14 protein-coding genes, 4 rRNA genes and 1 riboswitch (1 of these 19 running past the window's edge) are annotated in these 22,218 nt (G+C 39.3%); of the genes, 10 read left to right on the top strand and 8 right to left on the bottom strand.

Going from position 1 to position 22,218, the window contains the following annotated elements; all coding sequences use genetic code 11:
• Positions 1–124: 124 nt before the first annotated feature.
• A complete protein-coding gene (guaA, locus tag NST60_RS08705) occupies positions 125–1,675 on the top strand; it encodes a glutamine-hydrolyzing GMP synthase (protein WP_169187765.1) in 1,551 nt (516 codons plus the stop codon).
• Positions 1,676–1,951: 276 nt separating this feature from the next.
• Here the strand turns inward: guaA and NST60_RS08700 are convergent, their stop codons facing one another.
• On the bottom strand, positions 1,952–2,764 hold the full coding sequence (locus NST60_RS08700) for a pyruvate, phosphate dikinase/phosphoenolpyruvate synthase regulator (protein ID WP_101728857.1): 813 nt from the start codon (positions 2,762–2,764) through the stop codon (positions 1,952–1,954).
• A 12-nt stretch (positions 2,765–2,776) separates the two neighbouring features.
• On the bottom strand, positions 2,777–3,406 hold the full coding sequence (locus tag NST60_RS08695) for a CBS domain-containing protein (RefSeq protein ID WP_016203982.1): 630 nt from the start codon (positions 3,404–3,406) through the stop codon (positions 2,777–2,779).
• 189 nt (positions 3,407–3,595) lie between these two features.
• Between NST60_RS08695 and ppdK the strand changes: the two genes are divergently transcribed.
• The 7 genes from ppdK to rrf all read left to right on the top strand — a co-directional run bounded on the left by ppdK (position 3,596) and on the right by rrf (position 16,785).
• The gene (gene ppdK / locus NST60_RS08690) at positions 3,596–6,205 is read left to right on the top strand and encodes a pyruvate, phosphate dikinase (protein WP_169187768.1); all 2,610 of its coding nucleotides are present in this window, start codon (positions 3,596–3,598) and stop codon (positions 6,203–6,205) included.
• Positions 6,206–6,300: 95 nt separating this feature from the next.
• Positions 6,301–6,403: riboswitch (purine riboswitch) on the top strand.
• Between the two features lie 143 nt (positions 6,404–6,546).
• Positions 6,547–7,875, top strand: coding sequence for an NCS2 family permease (locus NST60_RS08685; RefSeq protein WP_101728860.1), 1,329 nt, complete (start codon positions 6,547–6,549; stop codon positions 7,873–7,875).
• A gap of 148 nt (positions 7,876–8,023) precedes the next feature.
• Complete coding sequence (gene glcT, locus NST60_RS08680; RefSeq protein WP_016203980.1) at positions 8,024–8,866, top strand: glucose PTS transporter transcription antiterminator GlcT; 843 nt, start codon at positions 8,024–8,026, stop codon at positions 8,864–8,866.
• A gap of 189 nt (positions 8,867–9,055) precedes the next feature.
• Positions 9,056–11,119, top strand: a complete 2,064-nt coding sequence (gene ptsG, locus NST60_RS08675; protein WP_016203979.1) for a glucose-specific PTS transporter subunit IIBC — start codon at positions 9,056–9,058, stop codon at positions 11,117–11,119.
• A 493-nt stretch (positions 11,120–11,612) separates the two neighbouring features.
• Positions 11,613–13,161, top strand: a 16S ribosomal RNA gene (locus NST60_RS08670).
• A gap of 478 nt (positions 13,162–13,639) precedes the next feature.
• A 23S ribosomal RNA gene (locus tag NST60_RS08665) occupies positions 13,640–16,578 on the top strand.
• A 90-nt stretch (positions 16,579–16,668) separates the two neighbouring features.
• Positions 16,669–16,785 (top strand): 5S ribosomal RNA (gene rrf / locus NST60_RS08660).
• The 16S, 23S and 5S rRNA genes sit together here, the layout of an rRNA operon.
• Positions 16,786–16,840: 55 nt before the next feature.
• Here rrf and NST60_RS08655 read toward each other — a convergent pair.
• From NST60_RS08655 to sigY, 6 genes are all read right to left on the bottom strand, one after another.
• Complete coding sequence (locus tag NST60_RS08655) at positions 16,841–17,431, bottom strand: serine hydrolase domain-containing protein (RefSeq protein WP_341098666.1); 591 nt, start codon at positions 17,429–17,431, stop codon at positions 16,841–16,843.
• Positions 17,432–17,450: 19 nt separating this feature from the next.
• Positions 17,451–18,227: an ABC transporter permease gene (locus NST60_RS08650; RefSeq protein WP_016205436.1), complete on the bottom strand. Its 777-nt coding sequence runs from the start codon at positions 18,225–18,227 to the stop codon at positions 17,451–17,453.
• The gene (locus NST60_RS08645) at positions 18,224–19,114 is read right to left on the bottom strand and encodes an ABC transporter ATP-binding protein (protein ID WP_341098665.1); all 891 of its coding nucleotides are present in this window, start codon (positions 19,112–19,114) and stop codon (positions 18,224–18,226) included. The genes NST60_RS08650 and NST60_RS08645 overlap by 4 nt, the downstream gene beginning before the upstream one ends.
• Before the next feature lie 11 nt (positions 19,115–19,125).
• Positions 19,126–19,326, bottom strand: coding sequence for a PLD nuclease N-terminal domain-containing protein (locus tag NST60_RS26760; RefSeq protein WP_016205438.1), 201 nt, complete (start codon positions 19,324–19,326; stop codon positions 19,126–19,128).
• 201 nt (positions 19,327–19,527) lie between these two features.
• Positions 19,528–19,863, bottom strand: coding sequence for a YxlC family protein (locus tag NST60_RS08635; protein ID WP_016205440.1), 336 nt, complete (start codon positions 19,861–19,863; stop codon positions 19,528–19,530).
• Positions 19,853–20,389: an RNA polymerase sigma factor SigY gene (sigY, locus tag NST60_RS08630; RefSeq protein WP_341098662.1), complete on the bottom strand. Its 537-nt coding sequence runs from the start codon at positions 20,387–20,389 to the stop codon at positions 19,853–19,855. The genes NST60_RS08635 and sigY overlap by 11 nt, the downstream gene beginning before the upstream one ends.
• A 211-nt stretch (positions 20,390–20,600) precedes the next feature.
• Here sigY and NST60_RS08625 point away from each other — a divergent pair, with 211 nt between their 5' ends.
• Together NST60_RS08625 and NST60_RS08620 are read left to right on the top strand one after the other, a co-directional pair.
• Entirely contained in the window at positions 20,601–21,143 is a 543-nt protein-coding gene (locus tag NST60_RS08625; RefSeq protein WP_101728792.1) for a 2'-5' RNA ligase family protein, read from the top strand.
• Positions 21,144–21,426: 283 nt separating this feature from the next.
• A 16S ribosomal RNA gene (locus NST60_RS08620) occupies positions 21,427–22,218 on the top strand (it continues 757 nt past the right edge of the window).

Genomic DNA, 22,218 nt, shown 5'->3' with positions numbered 1-22,218 from the left:
GGCCGATTCTAGTCTTTTTTTCTAAAAAAAAGACTGTGAATTTAGAGATAAGAAGCATGAATGATGAAGGTGTTTGGAAATAGTAATAAGAGAAATTCAAATAGATTAATTGGGGTGAATAGGAATGGGGAAAGCGCATATCGAAGGTCAGGAAATGATTGTTGTCCTAGACTTTGGTAGTCAATATAATCAATTGATTACAAGAAGAATAAGAGAATTTGGTGTATATAGTGAGTTGCATCCACATACCATTACTGCTGAAGAGATTAAGGCATTAAATCCTGCAGGAATAATTTTCTCAGGTGGCCCTAATAGTGTATACGACGAAAATGCATTTGGCGTAGATGAGAAAATATTCGATTTAGGACTTCCTATTTTCGGTATTTGTTATGGGATGCAATTGATGACCCAGCATTTTGCCGGAAAAGTGGAAAAAGCAAAGCATCGTGAATATGGAAAAGCAGCGATCAATATTGAAAACAGCTCTAAACTATTCGCTGACCTTCCAACAGAACAAATCGTTTGGATGAGCCATGGTGATTTAGTAGTTGAAGCTCCAGCGGGGTTTACTATTGATGCAACAAGTGCATCATGTCCTATCGCTTCTATGAGTAATGAAGAAAAAGGATTATATGCAGTTCAATTCCATCCAGAAGTTCGTCACTCTGTATATGGAAATGAATTATTGAAAAACTTTGTGTTCGGTGTTTGTGGATGCAAAGGTGATTGGTCCATGGAGAACTTCATTGAAATCGAAATGGAAAAAATTCGTCAAACAGTTGGCGACAAAAAAGTTCTTTGTGCCCTTAGTGGTGGAGTAGATTCTTCTGTTGTTGCTGTTTTGATCCACAAAGCAATTGGTGATCAATTAACATGTATATTTGTTGACCACGGTCTTCTTCGTAAAGACGAAGCAGAAGGCGTTATGAAAACTTTCTCTGAAGGCTTTAACATGAATGTAATTAAAGTGGATGCAAAAGAACGCTTTATGTCTAAACTAGAAGGCGTAAGTGATCCAGAGAAAAAACGTAAAATTATCGGAAATGAATTCATCTATGTATTTGATGATGAAGCAGCAAAATTAGAAGGAATTGATTTCTTAGCACAAGGTACACTTTACACAGATATTATTGAAAGTGGTACAGCTACTGCTCAAACAATTAAGTCCCATCATAATGTAGGAGGACTTCCTGAGGATATGCAGTTCCAATTAATTGAACCTTTAAATACGTTATTTAAAGATGAAGTGCGTGCTCTAGGAACAGAATTAGGAATTGCTGATGAAATTGTGTGGAGACAACCTTTCCCTGGTCCTGGTTTAGGAATTCGCGTATTGGGTGCAATTTCAGAAGAGAAATTAGAAATTGTTCGTGAGTCTGACGCAATTTTACGAGAAGAAATTAAAAAAGCTGGCTTAGATCGTGATGTATGGCAATACTTTACTGTTCTTCCGGATATCCGCAGTGTCGGGGTAATGGGGGATGCACGTACGTATGATTATACAATCGGAATTCGCGCCGTTACTTCCATTGATGGAATGACTTCTGACTGGGCAAGACTGCCTTGGGATGTACTAGAAGTAATTTCCACAAGAATCGTTAATGAAGTGGCGCATATTAACCGCGTTGTGTATGACATTACTAGTAAGCCGCCTGCTACGATTGAGTGGGAGTAATTTTTCATAAGTGAACTATTCCTCATTATGAATTGATTTAAAAAGCAATAATTGGAACATAATTATAGTAACCAATGATTTTGACGTAATTTATTTCAAAGTCATTGGTTTTTTTTATTGGAATAAAGCCGTTACTATATGATGTACTGCTAACAATGCTTTAACAACACCCTAGGTTGTAAATTAATAAATGTTGTAAGTGTAATTCTATATGGTGTTCCGAAGGTCGCCCACTGCTCGCTATCAATCAAGAAAAAAAATAAATGAAATTCAGTTTTATTTTAAATTCTTTAAATGTTTTTCTATAAGATAAGCTGTTTCTTCAATCGATTTATCTGTTACATCAATAACATATGCATTGTGCTTTTCAAATACTAGCTTTGAATACTCTAATTCTTCATAAATTCTTACTAAATTTGTATAACTAGATGAGTTACTCAACCCTAAAGAATCTAAGCGGTTACTTCTAATTCTTGATAAATTCTCCGGTTTACAAACCAATCCAATTATTTTCTGTCCTTCTACTTTATCTAAAATTTGAGGTAAAGGAACTTCAGGGATAAGTGGTAAGTTCGAAACTTTATAACCTTTATTTGCTAAATACATACTTAAAGGTGTCTTTGAAGTACGAGATACACCAAGTATTACTGCATCCGACTGAAGAAATCCTTGTGGGTTCTTTCCATCATCATATTTTACTGCAAATTCGATTGCTGCTATTTTATTAAAATATTCCTTATCTAACTTATGAACAATACCAGGCTCTTCTATTGGGGTAAAACCTGTTTTAGATTTAATAATTTCAAAAAAAGGATTCATTAAATCCAAGTAATGTAAGTCTGTTTCTCTACTAAAGTCATTAGCGACAGTAGCTAAATGGTTGTCGACTAATGTACTAATCACTACGGCTTTGTCCTTTAACGCATCACGTAATATATCCATTAATTCTTCTTCTTTGTTAACAAATGAAAATCTGTAGCTATTGTTGAATACCAAATCTGGATATTGAGCAGTTACGGCTGCTAATAGTTTTTGTGAAGTTTCCCCTATTGAATCGGAAATTGTATATACAATGATTTCATTTTTCATAAAAAATCTCCTCTATCCATTTAATTCTGCATTTCTTGCTTGTTGAATAATGAAATTTAGTATTCTAGTTTTAGTGATTTTACCAATCACTTTCCTCTCATTGTCATCATCAACAACAGGTAATGAATCTACTTCAAAATCTTGAAGAATACTTGCCACTTCTAAGATATCCATGTTCTTTTTACAAAACTTAATGTGAGGTACACGAGTCATGCAGACAGCTACAGGTGTATTATCAATATTTGTATTTAATGATGCCCGCAATAAATCCTTTCTTGATAAAATACCTAATAAAAGTTTTTCTTCCCCAGTGACATACAATGAGCCTACGTCATACATAAATAAAGTTGTTATGGCATCTCTAATGGAAGTATCTTGATTAATCATTAACGGCGGCATCATTATCTCATTTACTTTTGTATTAAAAGTTTTAAAAAAGAAAAATTTTTCTAAATCTGATCCCGAATAGGTGTACCCAATTTTTGGGGTAGCTTGTAAGATTCCGACAAGCGTTAAAAAAGATAAATCCGATCTTAAGGTGGCTCTTGAGACATCCAATAAATCAGAAACCTTTTCTCCACTCACCGGTTGATATTCTTTAACAATTTTAATAATTTGTTCTTGTCTTTCGCTTAGTTTCATTATTATCTCCTAAAAATATAGATTAATTAGACTACAAAAATATGAGTATTATCATTATGCGTTCTATTATACATATATAAATTAATTATTCAACTTTAATATGTGTATTATTTTTGTATTGACAATTATATATGTGTCATATTAAAGTGAAAAAGAGATTAATGTGATACATATATAAGGAGGCGGCTAATGGAAAAGTTGATTTATTTTTTCAAAGAAGGACGTAGTGAAGACAAAGAACTCTTAGGTGGCAAGGGAGCAAATTTGGCTGAGATGACTCGCTTAGGTTTACCAGTGCCTCCAGGATTCACAGTTACAACTGAAAGCTGTATGAAGTATTTAGAAGAACCTTCTTTTTTTGAAAGATCGTTAAGAAAAGACATTTTGAAAGCGATTAAAAACTTAGAGGTAGAGACAAAAAAATCTTTTACAGGCGATGAAAAGATTTTATTGGTTTCCGTAAGAAGTGGTGCAGCATTTTCAATGCCAGGGATGATGGATACAATTCTTAACTTAGGGTTAAACGATCTTAGAGTTCAATCTTTAGCTAGATTAACTAGTATGGATTTTGCATTTGACTGTTATCGAAGATTATTACAAATGTTTGGTGATGTAGTATACGGCATCCACAAAGATAAATTTAATGTGCGCCTGCAAAAAATGGAAAAACAATTTAGCAAAACAATGGCAGATTTTCAAGAAAATGAACATTTGCAATTAATTGAGTCTTTTAAAGCGCTATTTATTGAAAATGATACTTTTTTTCCTCAAGATCCTATAGATCAATTATTTGAAGCTACCAAAGCCGTTTTTAAATCATGGAATAATCACCGAGCGAAAGTTTACCGCGACATGCATGAAATTCCTCATCATTTAGGAACCGCAGTAAACATTCAATCAATGGTTTTTGGAAATAGTGGGAATGACAGTGGTACAGGTGTAGTTTTTACAAGGAATCCTGCAACAGGTGAAAACAAATTGTTCGGCGAATTTTTGCTAAATGCTCAAGGGGAAGATGTGGTAGCGGGTATTCGTACACCAGAATCTATCGAGGCATTACAGCAAATCCTTCCCGAAGCATATGCGGATTTTAAAAGGTATGCAAATATACTGGAACAACATTATAAAGACATGCAGGATATTGAATTCACTATTGAAAATGGGGAATTATTTATTCTTCAGACAAGAAACGGAAAGCGGACGGCTAAAGCCACTTTGAAAATTGCATTAGATTTAGTTAATGAAGGTTTGATTACAAAAAAGGAGGCTGTTTTACGTATTTCACCTGAAACAATTGATCAACTCATTCATCCTATTTTTGATGTGAAAGCTATCCAAAACGTCGAGTTATTGGCAGAAGGATTACCTGCTAGTCCTGGTGCAGCTACAGGAGAAATCGTTTTTACATCGGAAAAAGCTAAAGAGTATCGTGCTCTTGGAAAGAAAGTGATTCTTGTACGTCAAGAAACTTCACCGGAAGATATTGAAGGAATGATTGTCAGCGAGGCTATCGTTACAAGTCGAGGTGGAATGACTTCGCATGCAGCAGTTGTTGCTCGAGGAATGGGAACTTGCTGTATAACAGGATGTGAAGCATTAACTGTCAATGAAGAATTGAAAACAATTACTTGTAGAGAACGTATTTTAACTGAAGGTGACCTTCTCTCTGTCGATGGCAGTGCTGGTAGATTGTACCTTGGTGAAGTACCGACTGTTGTAGTAGAAAATGACCAAAATTTGCAGCTGCTTCTCTCTTGGGCTGATGATTATGCTGAATTACAAGTTCGTGCGAATGCTGAGACAGTCCAAGATTTAAAGAAAGCGATCGAATTTGGGGCTACCGGTATAGGATTAGCAAGGACGGAGCATATGTTCTTTGGTGAAGAACGGGTGCTCGAAATGCGACGATTGATATTGGCGGAGAATAAACAAGAAATCAAATTAGCGTTAGAAAAATTACTTACTTTCCAACAAGAAGATTTTTACCAGATGTTTCAAGTCGTTAAAGATAAGCCGATGGTCATTCGCTTATTAGATCCACCTATGCATGAATTTCTGCCTCATGACTTCAAGGAGATCAAACAATTAGCGGCGAAGTTAGACAAATATCCATCAATGGTTGAAGAACAAATGAAACGGCTTCAGGAAACTAATCCGATGTTAGGACATCGTGGTTGCCGCTTGGGAATTACCGAACCACAAATTTATCAAATGCAAGTAGAGGCTATATTCAATAGTGCGATTCAGTTAACAAAAGAAGGTAATACTGTCTTTCCTGAAATTATGATTCCTCTCGTTGCTGAAAAAGAGGAACTAGCTTATGTTAAAGGATTTTTAATGGATACGATTGAAAATATCTTTAAAAAGCATCAAATGGAGCCATTTCCATATGAAATAGGAACAATGATTGAATTACCACGTGCCTGTATAATTGCCGATCAACTTGCTCAAGATGCTGATTTTTTTAGTTTTGGGACAAATGATCTTACGCAAATGACATATGGTTTTTCAAGGGATGATATTGGAAAATTTATTAATTCTTACAAAGAGAGAAGTATTATGACGCAAGATCCTTTCCAAACTCTTGATCAGAATGGTGTAGGGGAATTAATTAAATTTGCTGTAACGAAAGCACGTCAAACAAAAGAGAACATGATGATTGGTATTTGTGGAGAAGTCGGTGGAGATCCTAAATCGATAGCTTTCTTCCGGAAAATTGGCATTGACTATGTATCATGTTCACCTTATCGTATTCCTGCCGCTCGTTTAGCTGTTGCCCAAGCAAGTATAATTAAATAAATTCTGTGTCGAAAAGCGAACGATTTCATGTTTTTTATTACAATTGTTCGCTTTTTTGTGTTGACGAGCATTCGTCAAACTGTTAAACTAGATTTACAACTGAAATAGATTTAACTCGTATAATATTGGGGAATACGGCCCGAAAGTTTCTACCGAGCTACCGTAAATAGCTTGACTACGAGGTAAGTGTGTATATAGGGAATATTTATGAAATCATTTATATTTTATTAAGTAATTTTCCCTTCCTATATAGCACAAACCCTTAGTCAACGCTCCTTAATCGTAGGAGTGTTTTTTTGTTTTAGTAGATTATTAAAACATGCATGAGAGGGGAAAGATCAATGAAGAAGTTTTTCAAGTTTGAAGAACTAGGCACAAATTACCGCAGAGAATTTTTAGGTGGTTTCACTACATTCCTTGCGATGGCTTATATTTTAGCAGTAAATCCATTTACATTAACATTAGGGGACGTTGCAGATCTTCCTGATGCGTTGCGTATGGATTATGGAGCAGTGTTTGTAGCGACAGCACTTGCTGCAGCAGTAGGATCTCTTATTATGGGTATTTTCGCTAACTATCCAATCGCATTAGCTCCAGGTTTAGGTCTGAATGCCTATTTTGCTTATACCGTTGTATTAACACAAGGACATCCATGGCAATATGCGTTAGCAGCAGTATTTATTTCCAGTGTGTTTTTCTTACTATTAACAATCTCTGGACTTCGCGAAAAATTAATTAATGCTATTCCAGTTGAATTAAAACTTGCGGTAGGCGCAGGTATTGGGTTATTTATCACATTTATCGGATTGCAAAACTCTCAAATCATTGTTGATAATCCAGCGACGCTTGTACATATTGGTGATTTAACCAATCCAAGCACATTGCTAGCGATTTTCGGTATTTTTATTACGATTATTTTAATGGTTAGAGGAATTCATGGTGGTGTATTCTATGGAATGATCATCACAGCAGTAGTTGGAATGATCTTCGGTGTAATCGATACTCCATCTAAAGTCGTTTCAGCTGTACCAAGTATTGAGCCAACATTTGGTGCGTTATTCTCAGCGCTTGGTGATCCAGGATTTTATACACAAAGCATGTTAGTAGTTATTTTAACGTTCTTATTTGTTGATTTCTTTGATAATGCAGGTACATTGGTGGCTGTGGCAAATCAGGCTGGTCTTATGAAAGATAATAAACTACCAAGAGCAGGAAAAGCATTATTCGCAGATTCAATTGCATCTATGGTAGGTTCTATATTCGGTACATCTACAACAACTTCTTATATTGAATCATCCGCAGGGGTTGCGGCAGGAGCTCGTACTGGCTTCGCGGCAGTGGTTACAGCAGGATTTTTCTTACTATCGTTGTTCTTCTTCCCGTTATTGGAAGTTGTAACGTCTGCTGTTACAACGCCGGCTTTAGTTGTAGTAGGTATATTGATGGTTTCATCCCTTGGAAAAATCGATTGGACTAAGTTTGAAGTAGCGGTTCCAGCGTTCTTGACAATTATAGCAATGCCTTTAACATACAGTATTGCAACAGGGATCGCTGTAGGATTTATCTTCTATCCGATTGTGATGATTGTAAAAGGACGTATTAAGGATATTAATCCAATTATGTACGTATTCTTTGTTATTTTTGCTCTGTACTTTATTTTCTTACAATAGACATTCTTGTTAAATCGGATCAATATCTTTTAAAAAGGAAAGGGATATCCATTTTTGGATGTCCTTTTTCTTATTTTTTCGTTGACTTACTATAAAGACTTTAATAACATTGAGTTACCGAGAAGTCTGTTGAAGTGGGGAAATAAGTATGCCTAATTTACTAATAAAGAAAGCGCTGAATAATAATGTACTCATTGGAGACCATCCATCCTATGGAGAAGTAGTGCTTATAGGAAAAGGAATAGGCTTTAATCAGAAAAGCGGAGATTATATTGATATGAATATTGTGGAGAAGCTATTTGTCTTAAAGGATGAAAAAGAGCAATCTAATTACCTGAAGCTTCTTCCTCAAGTGGATAATGAGTTGCTAGATGTAATAGTTTCATCTATAGAACTGATTAAAAACAAGACGAATGCAAAGCTGAATGAGCATATCCATATAGCGTTAACGGATCATATTGTGTTCGCTGCATCCCGCATTACGAACGGGCTTGTATTAAATAATCCGTTTCTGATTGAAACAAAGGCGTTGTACCCGTTTGAATACACAATCGCAGAAGAGGTTGTGAATTTAATCGGAGAACAAACAGGGCTTCAATTACCAGTAGGTGAAATCGGTTTCATCGCTTTGCATATTCATAGTGCAATGATGAACAAAAGTTTGTCAGAAGTCAATCAGCATTCACAGTTAGTTACACATCTTGTGAATTTAATAGAAGAACAACTAGAAATAAAAATTAATAAAGATAGTATCGATTATATGCGCCTTGTTAGACATTTGCGTTTCGCGATTGAACGTGTCAATACAGGAGAAAAAGTAGAAGAACCAGAAAAAATAACTTTGCTATTGAAGAATGAATATCCCCTATGCTATAATCTTGCTTGGAAGCTCATAAAAGTAATGCAACAAGTACTTAAAAAGCCAGTCTTTCAAGCAGAAGCAGTATATCTGACGATGCATCTGCAAAGACTTCAGAAAAAAGTTAAATAATAGCAATTATTAATAAACGTGTTACTGATCCGATCAGGCATGAGTTAAAAAGATGATTGATTTAAAAGTTTTAGGGTAACCTACCCTTGAAGGTTTATTTCAATCTCTATTTACTCATGCCTTTTTGTTTTTTATCCTTGATTGAGAACACTTTTTGAGCCGAAAAAAATAACTTAGGAGGCTGACAAAATGTTTAAAAAGATTTTTGGTGTTTTACAAAAAGTTGGTAAAGCACTTATGTTGCCAGTTGCGCTTTTACCTGCAGCGGGGATACTTCTTGCACTAGGTGCAGCGCTTAAAAACCCTGCGCTATTAGATTTAGCTCCATTTCTAGATAATAGTGGAGTAGCAATGGTAGCATCGATTATGCAAAATGCTGGAGATATTGTTTTCGCAAACTTACCAGTATTGTTTGCGGTTGGGGTAGCTGTTGGATTAGCTGGCGGTGAAGGTGTTGCTGGTCTAGCCGCTATCATCGGGTACCTAATTATGAATGTAACGATGGGTACTGCTTTAGGATTAACAGCTGAAGACGTTAATGGATTAAATTATGCTAGCATCTTAGGAGTTCCTACGCTTGCTACTGGAGTTTTCGGTGGTATTATCGTAGGTCTAATAGCTGCTGGAATGTATAATAAATTCTTTGAAATTGAATTGCCATCTTATTTAGGTTTCTTTGCTGGTAAACGATTTGTACCAATTATTACAGCGGCAACTGCTGTGATTTTAGGATTAGTAATGATTATTGTTTGGCCACCAATTCAAAATGCTTTAAATGCATTTTCACAAAATATGGTGCATGCAAACTTAACGCTTTCTGCGTTTATTTTTGGAGTAATTGAACGTTCTTTAATTCCGTTTGGATTACATCACATTTTCTACTCACCATTCTGGTATGAATTTGGTTCATATGTAAATGCGGCTGGTGACACTATTCGTGGAGATCAACGTATTTTTATGGAACAAATTAAAGATGGAGCAGAATTAACTGCAGGTACATTTATGACTGGTAAATTCCCATTCATGATGTTTGGATTACCTGCGGCAGCTCTTGCTATATATCATGAAGCTCGTCCTGAGAAAAAAGTAATCGTTGGTGGGTTAATGGCATCAGCGGCATTAACTTCTTTCTTAACAGGTATTACTGAGCCGTTAGAATTCTCATTCTTATTTGTGGCTCCAGTATTGTTTGGAATTCACGCTGTATTTGCAGGTTTATCTTTTATGACAATGCAGTTATTAAATGTAAAAGTAGGTATGACATTCTCAGGTGGTTTAATCGACTATGTGTTATTCGGTTTAATTAATCCACAGACAAATGCATGGATTATTATTCCTGTAGGTTTAGTGTTTGCTGTTATCTACTATTTCGGTTTCCGTTTTGCAATTCGTAAATTTAACCTGAAAACACCAGGTAGAGAAGATGAAACAGAAGAAAGTGAAAGTGGTGTAGCAGGAACAACTAGTGATCTTCCATACGAAGTATTAGAAGCAATGGGTGGACAAGATAATATTGCGCATTTAGATGCTTGTATTACTCGTCTTCGTGTATCTGTTAATGATATTAAATCCGTTGATAAGAATCGATTGAAAAAACTAGGTGCTGCTGGAGTGCTTGAAGTTGGTAATAATATTCAAGCTATCTTCGGTCCTCGTTCAGAGACGATCAAAGGTCAAATGAGAGATATTATGAGTGGGAAAAGACCACGTCCTGCTGCTCAGCCTTCTATGGAGAAAGAAGTACAAGAACAAATTGAAGATGTAAATCCAAGTGCTTTACAAAGTAATGTAACTGGCGAAGATTCTTTTGTTGCTCCAATCAAAGGGGAATTAGTAGCTATTACAGATGTACCTGACGCTGTATTTGCAGGTAAAATGATGGGAGACGGTTTTGCAATTATTCCTTCAGACGGAACAGTAGTATCTCCGGTTGATGGGAAAATTGTTAACTTATTCCCAACAAAACATGCTCTTGGAATTTTGGCTGAAAACGGTCGTGAAATTCTAATTCACTTTGGTATTGATACAGTTAAATTAAAAGGGGAAGGTTTCGAAACACTTGTTTCAGAAAATGATCAAGTTAAACAAGGACAACCTCTGTTGAAAGTGAATCTTGACTATATTAAAGAAAATGCAACAGCAACTATTACACCAGTTGTGTTTACGAACTTAGCTGAAGGTGAAGCTGTACAAATCAATAAACTTGGTAAAGTTGAACTTAAAGAGGAAGATGTAATAACGATTACTAAGTAATAGAATATATAGAAAGAACTCGGTCTCATGATCGAGTTTTTTCTATGTTATAAGTAGAAATGAAAAGTTTAGATGATGGTGTTCAAGACGTTGCTTTAACTAATGATCCGTATAGGTCACTTTATTGGAATAATATATAGGAGTAAGAATAAACCAGAAGTAAATAGTCATATCAACAGGTTGCTCTTGATTTCTATTTTTTTGTTTAATTATTATTGACGAAAGTACTGATAGCTGTTATTATATAAAAATAGCCTTACAAGAACCTATTGATTCATTTGATTAATAGTGAAAGAAAAATTATATTAAAAAAGTAATTGACTTATTTAATATAGGCTGGTATGATATAAAAGTTGCCTCTGATAAGCAACAAACAAATTGCTCTTTGAAAACTGAACAAACAAACGTCAACAATAATCGTTCTGTAACGAGAGTTATAGAATGAAAACAAGTAATACAAAAGCTAGAGTTTAGCAATGAGCTAATCAACTCTTTATTGGAGAGTTTGATCCTGGCTCAGGACGAACGCTGGCGGCGTGCCTAATACATGCAAGTCGAGCGGACTTTAAAAGCTTGCTTTTAAAGTTAGCGGCGGACGGGTGAGTAACACGTGGGCAACCTGCCTGTAAGACTGGGATAACTTCGGGAAACCGGAGCTAATACCGGATAATTCTTTCCACCACATGGTGGAAAGCTGAAAGACGGCATCTCGCTGTCACTTACAGATGGGCCCGCGGCGCATTAGCTAGTTGGTGAGGTAACGGCTCACCAAGGCAACGATGCGTAGCCGACCTGAGAGGGTGATCGGCCACACTGGGACTGAGACACGGCCCAGACTCCTACGGGAGGCAGCAGTAGGGAATCTTCCGCAATGGACGAAAGTCTGACGGAGCAACGCCGCGTGAGTGATGAAGGTTTTCGGATCGTAAAGCTCTGTTGTTAGGGAAGAACAAGTACAAGAGTAACTGCTTGTACCTTGACGGTACCTAACCAGAAAGCCACGGCTAACTACGTGCCAGCAGCCGCGGTAATACGTAGGTGGCAAGCGTTGTCCGGAATTATTGGGCGTAAAGCGCGCGCAGGCGGTCCTTTAAGTCTGATGTGAAAGCCCACGGCTCAACCGTGGAGGGTCATTGGAAACTGGGGGACTTGAGTGCAGAAGAGAAGAGTGGAATTCCACGTGTAGCGGTGAAATGCGTAGAGATGTGGAGGAACACCAGTGGCGAAGGCGACTCTTTGGTCTGTAACTGACGCTGAGGCGCGAAAGCGTGGGGAGCAAACAGGATTAGATACCCTGGTAGTCCACGCCGTAAACGATGAGTGCTAAGTGTTAGAGGGTTTCCGCCCTTTAGTGCTGCAGCAAACGCATTAAGCACTCCGCCTGGGGAGTACGGCCGCAAGGCTGAAACTCAAAGGAATTGACGGGGGCCCGCACAAGCGGTGGAGCATGTGGTTTAATTCGAAGCAACGCGAAGAACCTTACCAGGTCTTGACATCCTCTGACACTCCTAGAGATAGGACGTTCCCCTTCGGGGGACAGAGTGACAGGTGGTGCATGGTTGTCGTCAGCTCGTGTCGTGAGATGTTGGGTTAAGTCCCGCAACGAGCGCAACCCTTGATCTTAGTTGCCAGCATTAAGTTGGGCACTCTAAGGTGACTGCCGGTGACAAACCGGAGGAAGGTGGGGATGACGTCAAATCATCATGCCCCTTATGACCTGGGCTACACACGTGCTACAATGGATGGTACAAAGGGCAGCAAAACCGCGAGGTCGAGCAAATCCCATAAAACCATTCTCAGTTCGGATTGTAGGCTGCAACTCGCCTACATGAAGCTGGAATCGCTAGTAATCGCGGATCAGCATGCCGCGGTGAATACGTTCCCGGGCCTTGTACACACCGCCCGTCACACCACGAGAGTTTGTAACACCCGAAGTCGGTGGGGTAACCTTTTGGAGCCAGCCGCCTAAGGTGGGATAGATGATTGGGGTGAAGTCGTAACAAGGTAGCCGTATCGGAAGGTGCGGCTGGATCACCTCCTTTCTAAGGAAAATGGAATTTACATTCCATCATAGATTGTTGACGATTTGTTGTTCAGTTTTGAGGGAGCAATTAATTCCTCAAAACAGTAAGAAGTTTGAGGGTAAAGAGAAACGAGTAGATCAAGGAAGCGCCTGAGTGAGCACCGGAGCGTACGACAGTACGTGAGGAGCAGAGCAAAGAAGCTGACGAAGAGATGCGAAGTTTATCTTTAGCCGAAATTGTTCCTTGAAAACTAGATTATGAATAGTAAAAACAAGAAAGAAACCGAGTAATCGCCATCTTAGATTCTCTATGTTAGAGAATTATTTCTTTGAAAAGTAATCGTATTAAACGAATACCTATTCAAAGAATGGAGGGTAAAGAGAAACGAGCAGGTCAAGGAAGCGACGGAGCGAGCACCGGAGCGTACGACAGTACGTGAGGAGCAGAGTGAAGAAGCTGACGAAGAGATGTGAAGTTTATCTTTAGCCGACAACTAAGTTAAGTTAGAAAGGGCGCACGGTGGATGCCTTGGCACTAGGAGCCGATGAAGGACGGGATTAACACCGATATGCTTTGGGGAGCTGTAAGTAAGCTTTGATCCAGAGATTTCCGAATGGGGGAACCCTCTATCCGTAATGGGATAGAATCTTTACCTGAATACATAGGGTACTGAAGGCAGACCCGGGGAACTGAAACATCTAAGTACCCGGAGGAAGAGAAAGCAAACGCGATTCCCTGAGTAGCGGCGAGCGAAACGGGATTAGCCCAAACCAAGAGGCTTGCCTCTTGGGGTTGTAGGACACTCTATATGGAGTTACAAAGGAACGGGGTAGACGAATCGATCTGGAAAGGTCAGTCGTAGAAGGTAAAAACCCTGTAGTCGAAACTTCGTTCCCTCTTGAGTGTATCCTGAGTACGGCGGGACACGAGAAATCCCGTCGGAAGCAGGGAGGACCATCTCCCAAGGCTAAATACTCCCTAGTGACCGATAGTGAACCAGTACCGTGAGGGAAAGGTGAAAAGCACCCCGGAAGGGGAGTGAAATAGATCCTGAAACCGTGTGCCTACAAGTAGTTAGAGCCCTTTTATGGGTGATAGCGTGCCTTTTGTAGAATGAACCGGCGAGTTACGATTACATGCGAGGTTAAGTTGAAAAGACGGAGCCGCAGCGAAAGCGAGTCTGAATAGGGCGAAATAGTATGTGGTTGTAGACCCGAAACCAGGTGATCTACCCATGTCCAGGGTGAAGTCCAGGTAACACTGGATGGAGGCCCGAACCCACGCACGTTGAAAAGTGCGGGGATGAGGTGTGGGTAGCGGAGAAATTCCAATCGAACTTGGAGATAGCTGGTTCTCTCCGAAATAGCTTTAGGGCTAGCCTCAAGATTGAGAGTATTGGAGGTAGAGCACTGTTTGGACTAGGGGCCCCCATCGGGTTACCGAATTCAGACAAACTCCGAATGCCAAATACTTATTCTTGGGAGTCAGACTACGAGTGATAAGATCCGTGGTCAAGAGGGAAACAGCCCAGACCACCAGCTAAGGTCCCAAAGTATACGTTAAGTGGAAAAGGATGTGGAGTTGCTTAGACAACCAGGATGTTGGCTTAGAAGCAGCCACCATTTAAAGAGTGCGTAATAGCTCACTGGTCGAGTGACTCTGCGCCGAAAATGTACCGGGGCTAAACGTATCACCGAAGCTGTGGATTGACATCTATGATGTCAGTGGTAGGAGAGCGTTCTAAGGGCGTTGAAGCTAGACCGTAAGGACTGGTGGAGCGCTTAGAAGTGAGAATGCCGGTATGAGTAGCGAAAGATGAGTGAGAATCTCATCCACCGAATGCCTAAGGTTTCCTGAGGAAGGCTCGTCCGCTCAGGGTTAGTCGGGACCTAAGCCGAGGCTGAAAAGCGTAGGCGATGGACAACAGGTTGATATTCCTGTACCACCTTTAAATCATTTGAGCAATGGGGGGACGCAGGAGGATAGGGTAAGCGTGCTGTTGGATTAGCACGTCCAAGCAGTTAGGCCGGTAATGAGGCAAATCCCATTACCATGTCAGCTGAGCTGTGACGGCGAGGGAAATATAGTACCGAAGTTCCTGATTCCACACTGCCAAGAAAAGCCTCTAGCGAGATTTATGGTGCCCGTACCGCAAACCGACACAGGTAGGCGAGGAGAGAATCCTAAGGTGAGCGAGAGAACTCTCGTTAAGGAACTCGGCAAAATGACCCCGTAACTTCGGGAGAAGGGGTGCTCTTTTGGGTGTTAAAGCCCGAGAGAGCCGCAGTGAATAGGCCCAGGCGACTGTTTAGCAAAAACACAGGTCTCTGCGAAGCCGCAAGGCGAAGTATAGGGGCTGACACCTGCCCGGTGCTGGAAGGTTAAGAGGAGGGGTTAGCACGTGTAGTGCGAAGCTCTGAATTGAAGCCCCAGTAAACGGCGGCCGTAACTATAACGGTCCTAAGGTAGCGAAATTCCTTGTCGGGTAAGTTCCGACCCGCACGAAAGGTGTAACGATCTGGGCACTGTCTCAACGAGAGACTCGGTGAAATTATAGTACCTGTGAAGATGCAGGTTACCCGCGACAGGACGGAAAGACCCCGTGGAGCTTTACTGCAGCCTGATATTGAATTTTGGTACAGCTTGTACAGGATAGGTAGGAGCCTTGGAAGCCGGAGCGCCAGCTTCGGTGGAGGCATTGGTGGGATACTACCCTGGCTGTATTGACATTCTAACCCGCACCCCTGATCGGGGTGGGAGACAGTGTCAGGTGGGCAGTTTGACTGGGGCGGTCGCCTCCTAAAAAGTAACGGAGGCGCCCAAAGGTTCCCTCAGAATGGTTGGAAATCATTCGTAGAGTGTAAAGGCACAAGGGAGCTTGACTGCGAGACCTACAAGTCGAGCAGGGACGAAAGTCGGGCTTAGTGATCCGGTGGTTCCGCATGGAAGGGCCATCGCTCAACGGATAAAAGCTACCCCGGGGATAACAGGCTTATCTCCCCCAAGAGTCCACATCGACGGGGAGGTTTGGCACCTCGATGTCGGCTCATCGCATCCTGGGGCTGTAGTCGGTCCCAAGGGTTGGGCTGTTCGCCCATTAAAGCGGTACGCGAGCTGGGTTCAGAACGTCGTGAGACAGTTCGGTCCCTATCCGTCGTGGGCGTAGGAAATTTGAGAGGAGCTGTCCTTAGTACGAGAGGACCGGGATGGACGCACCGCTGGTGTACCAGTTGTCTTGCCAAAGGCATCGCTGGGTAGCTATGTGCGGAAGGGATAAGTGCTGAAAGCATCTAAGCATGAAGCCCCCCTCAAGATGAGATTTCCCATAGCGTAAGCTAGTAAGATCCCTGAAAGATGATCAGGTTGATAGGTCAGAGATGGAAGCGTGGCGACATGTGGAGTTGACTGATACTAATAGATCGAGGACTTAACTAAAAAACTCTTAGCGTAAGCTAAGAAAGATTACTTATTTCTTTCTTTTACTTCATAATCTAGTTTTGAGGGAATAACCTCAAAATAAAATAGTCTGGTGGCGATAGCGAAAAGGTCACACCCGTTCCCATACCGAACACGGAAGTTAAGCTTCTCAGCGCCAATGGTAGTTGGGGGTTCTCCCCCTGTGAGAGTAGGACGTCGCCAGGCAATTAAAAAGACCTAAAAGCTTATTGCTTTTAGGTCTTTTTGTAGGAATGTGTATTTATTCTGTTATTAACAATAATTCATCTTCAATCTCTCTCGCGATGTTATAGGCACCATCAGATTTATTTGAGCAAATAACAGTTGTAATTAGTGAATTAGGGTAAAAAGCAGAGTGAAAGCTAACTCCAGGGTCATATCCCATAATATGATATTTAACAACACTATTATTCCTTTTCTCAATCCATATCCCATAACCATAAAATCCGGTTAACTTTTTTGTTTGAGTAAATGGTGTAAGTAACTTGCGAGTATATTCTTGGCTTAGTAATAGGTTGTTTAGAAGTGCGTCCCATAAACTTACCATATCATCTGCGGTGACAAATGCTCCTCCGTCAGAACCACCTTTTACAGGCAATGAGTAAATATTCGTTTTCCATCTACCATTAGGTAAATCAATATAACCTAATGCAGTGTCTTTGGGAAGTGCATCGAATTCATAATAACCAGAATTTTTCATACCTGCTTTTTTAAAGATATATTCCTCGATATAATCAGTAAAAGAAAATCCGCTGATTTGCTCCACGATTAATCCCAGCAAGATATATCCTGCATTGTTATATTGAAACTTCTCTCCTACCTTTGATTCCATTGTTTTGTCCTAATCCCTATCAAAAGTGCTCAAATCGTTTTAAAGTGTTTACTGCTAGTGCAAAAAGAATAATTGATAGTATGATTGTTGAAAAAACAGGTAGAAAGAATGTATCGAGATTTTTTTGGTCTATTAAGATGCTAGTTGCTTGATCCCTTAATGTAGCAGGACTCCATTTCATATATTTGGTTGCAAGTCCGGTGAGTAAGGAAAGGGCAGCTAGTAATGTTATGCTTACGCCAGCAATACCGCCACTATTTCTTAAGAATGTTCCTAACCAAATGGTGAAAGTGAGAATAAAAATTATCCATAGGCTATATATTAGGAAGCTAATAAGTACATCTATCCATCGAACAGGTGAAAATAATAAATTTGTATAATACCATGTCAGAACATAGCTTGAAAACAAGGAGGTTAATGCAATGATAACCTGACTTGACCATTTACTGGCTATGTATTGGAAGGCAGTAACAGGGCGTGCCATAATAAGGGTAAGTACATTATTTTGACGTTCTTGGGAGATAACTCCCATTGTGGCTAGGACAAATAAAAGTGTACCAATTGTTCCGTATTGAGATAAAGTAGCTGCTAATACTTCTGCTCCTGTAGGGACTGGAAATTCAATCTTCGCGCCTTCGGGTAGATTTCCGGCCTTCTCAATAATTTGTGGCATATAGTAAGTTGTAATTGGTTGGGAAATTCCTAAAATCATTATAACTACTGGAAGCCAAATCCATTTTCCGTTTCTTTTACTTTCTAGCATTTCTTTTTGAAATAAAGTGATAAAATTTTTCATATCTCAACCACCGTCATATAGACATCCTCTAGAGAATCCTCTGTTACTTCAAAGCGTTGAATTGTGTATCCTTTACTTATTAGAGTAGTTAATAAATCGTTTGTATGCAAAGAAGGTGTTATTTCTAAAATAGTCGCATTATTTTCAGTGGTAAAGTGAATAGTATGTGGCTTTATTAGATTATCAAAAGCGTTTTTTATAGGTTCTACCGTTTCGATATGGATAGCTGTGTGCGAAAAGGTTCTTTTTAGGGAGGTTAAGGAACCATCCCATTTTATTTCTCCATCTTTTAACATAAGAACTTCATCGCAAACTTGTTCTGCGTCGTGAAGCACATGTGTGGAAAAAAGGATAGTCATTCTTTCTTTTAATTTCTCCATAAGTGTAAGAACTTCTCTTCTTCCAGTAGGGTCTAAAGCAGAAACTGGTTCATCTAGGATTAATAGCTCTGGCTGATGTAAAATTGCTTGGGCTAATCCTAGTCGTTGTTTCATTCCGCCAGAAAAACCACCAATCTTCCTGTTCTTTGCCTCTGTTAGTCCTACGAAAGAGAGAGTATTGTTTACTTGTTCTTTTAACAGATGTTTTGGAACTGCTGATAGTTTACCTGCGAATTGCAGAAACTCAATGGGAGTCATCCAATTAAAAAAAGTAGGATGCTGAGGCATAAAACCGATATGACTGCGATAATCCCTTTCTTCGCTGTAAGTAATAGTGCCCTTTGTCGGGGATAATAAACCTGACAGCATATGAAGTGTTGTTGTTTTACCAGCTCCGTTTGGTCCTAGTAATGCAGTGCAACTTCCTTCTTTTATATTAAAGGTAATTCCTTTAATTGCTGTATGCCCTTTAAATACTTTTTGTAATTGATTTACTTGTACGAACATCTTTATGCCTCCTAGTTATTTTTTCTACCAACTACAAAATATAAAATGGGACCAAATAAACTAATAAATAGGATAAGTAGAATCCATAACCATTTTGGTCCATTTGTATCTCCCTGTTTGATACAGCTAATAAGTGCTGTAATTGTTAATATAAATTGAAGAATAAGAATGGGAGCTATAAGTGACCAGTTTACATGTAATAATTCTTCCAATGTTATTTCTCCTTTCGCGCTTTTCTTTTTTGCTTTTGCGGCAAGATAATAAATAGTAAGTAGATAATAGAAGGGAGTGGAAGAGAAATTAATCCCCATATCCCCCAAAACCATGCGAAGCTCCTATTTTTTTTTGCGTGAATAAAAAGAAAGGTTCCTTGTGCTAAGAGGGCGAGAATAAGTAGAAATAATAAATAAGGGTTAATTTCTGTCATCGAATATCTTCCCTTCTTGTTTTCGCGTTAGCATAAAGTAAACAATAGGAGCAACTATGATAGATGCAACTTCTATAATGGCTATAATATAAAGGGTTTGGAATGCTAGGATAGACAAACAACTAAGCAAAAAGATAGCTGTTATAATAAACAACTTTAATTCTCTATAGAACGCTTTTTTCTTTCGGGATTGATAGTGTTGCAGATTATCCTTCAAGAAAAGTGCAGATGGTTCTTCGCTAGTAGAAAGTTTTTCGAGTTGATTCCAATCTTCTTGTAAGTTTTTTATAATTTTTTCTGATTGATTATTATCATTCATCATGGAATGTCCACTCCTTTCTTAGTTTCTTTATGCCGTTATGAACCCGAGACTTTACTGTTCCTGGTCTAATTTGAAGCAATTCCCCGATTTCCTCATAGGTGTAGCCATAATAGTGGCGAAGAAGAATGGGAATACGGAATTCTGCTTCTAAATTATTGAAATCAGTAAAAGTGTCACTCCATTCTATCCCCTGAGATTTTGCTTTCCATGTTAACTGTCTAGATAAAGCAACTTTTGTTTGGTTGATCCAATTTGTTTCCCTTTTTTGCTTTCGAAGTTGATCGATATAGAGTCTTGAAGCAATGGCAATCAACCAGGTCGAAAACTTACTGTCTCCATTAAAAGAGTGGAGTTTTTCGTAACATTTCAACATCGTTTCCTGTGCTAAATCTGAACTGGTTTCTTCATTTAAAGTCAGTTTTAGCAAATATTTATATAGAAAGGAGTAGTGTAATTGAAATAAATTTACGAAGGCATCTTCATTTCCTTTCTTTGCAAGTATGATAAGTTTCTTCTCGTTCTCCAAAATTAGTTTGATGCCCCCTTTCCTTTTCAAATCATAAGACGGTTAACTTCAGCAAATCGTTCATTAATTAAATTATTTTTTGCTGAATTTAATTTAATAATCTCTCTTTATTAAATTATGAGATAGTGTAGAGCATTTTCAATTGTTGTATGATAAACTTCTAATAAAATTAGCTAAGAGCTATTTACTAATAAGGAAGAGTGATTTCGTAATGTATGCTGTAATTGCTTTATTTGATGCTACGTTAGAACAAAAGATAAAAAAGATGTGGGAAGGATTAGAGAGTAATAAAATCTCCTATTATGCGCAAGAGGTGGAAGATAGAGTACCACATATTACTATAGCTAGCTATAAGGAAATCCCTGTAAAGAATTTTATAAATGAGATAGAAATATTTTATAAAAATAAGAGACAAGTCCAACTTGATTTTCAAACAATAGGATCTTTTGTGAGTACACGAACACTCTTTTATTCCCCGACTGTAACAAAAGGGCTAATAGATTTTCATTCTAATCATCATCAATATTTTGCTTCTTATAATAAAGAGGAAGACTCGTTATACCTTCCTGGAAAATGGGTTCCGCATTGCACTTTAGCTAATAGACTTTCTCAAGAAAAGCTACAGGAGGCATATAGTTATTGTTTAGAGATAAATGAAAAGATAGAGGGGAAAATAAATCGAATAGGATTAATAAAAATTGATGGATCCAAGTGCGCTCCGGTTATTTATTCCCAAAGTTTAATAGAACGATAAAAAAGTAGTTGACGATTTAGTCAATAATTGCTATTATACAAAAGTTGCTTCTAAAAGCGACGCCAGTATGATAATTTGACAGTTGAATTTTTTCTGAAAAAAGTTATTGACTTTCAAATGAATATTGTGATATTATATAAAAGTTGCCTCTGATAAGCAACAAACAAATTGCTCTTTGAAAACTGAACAAACAAACGTCAACAATAATCGTTTTATAACGAACGTTATAGAACAAAAACAAGTAACAAAAAAGCTAGAGTTTAGCAATGAGCTAATCAACTCTTTATTGGAGAGTTTGATCCTGGCTCAGGACGAACGCTGGCGGCGTGCCTAATACATGCAAGTCGAGCGGACTTTAAAAGCTTGCTTTTAAAGTTAGCGGCGGACGGGTGAGTAACACGTGGGCAACCTGCCTGTAAGACTGGGATAACTTCGGGAAACCGGAGCTAATACCGGATAATTCTTTCCACCACATGGTGGAAAGCTGAAAGACGGCATCTCGCTGTCACTTACAGATGGGCCCGCGGCGCATTAGCTAGTTGGTGAGGTAACGGCTCACCAAGGCAACGATGCGTAGCCGACCTGAGAGGGTGATCGGCCACACTGGGACTGAGACACGGCCCAGACTCCTACGGGAGGCAGCAGTAGGGAATCTTCCGCAATGGACGAAAGTCTGACGGAGCAACGCCGCGTGAGTGATGAAGGTTTTCGGATCGTAAAGCTCTGTTGTTAGGGAAGAACAAGTACAAGAGTAACTGCTTGTACCTTGACGGTACCTAACCAGAAAGCCACGGCTAACTACGTGCCAGCAGCCGCGGTAATACGTAGGTGGCAAGCGTTGTCCGGAATTATTGGGCGTAAAGCGCGCGCAGGCGGTCCTTTAAGTCTGATGTGAAAGCCCACGGCTCAACCGTGGAGGGTCATTGGAAACTGGGGGACTTGAGTGCAGAAGAGAAGAGTGGAATTCCACGTGTAGCGGTGAAATGCGTAGAGATGTGGAGGAACACCAGTGGCGAAGGCGACTCTTTGGTCTGTAACTGACGCTGAGGCGCGAAAGCGTGGGGAGCAAACAGGA

The organism is Niallia sp. FSL W8-1348 (assembly GCF_038006745.1).
GTDB lineage: Bacteria > Bacillota > Bacilli > Bacillales > Cytobacillaceae > Niallia > Niallia alba.
The sequence above is the reverse complement of the archived record's forward strand: the minus strand, read 5'-3'. Positions and strand labels throughout refer to the sequence as shown.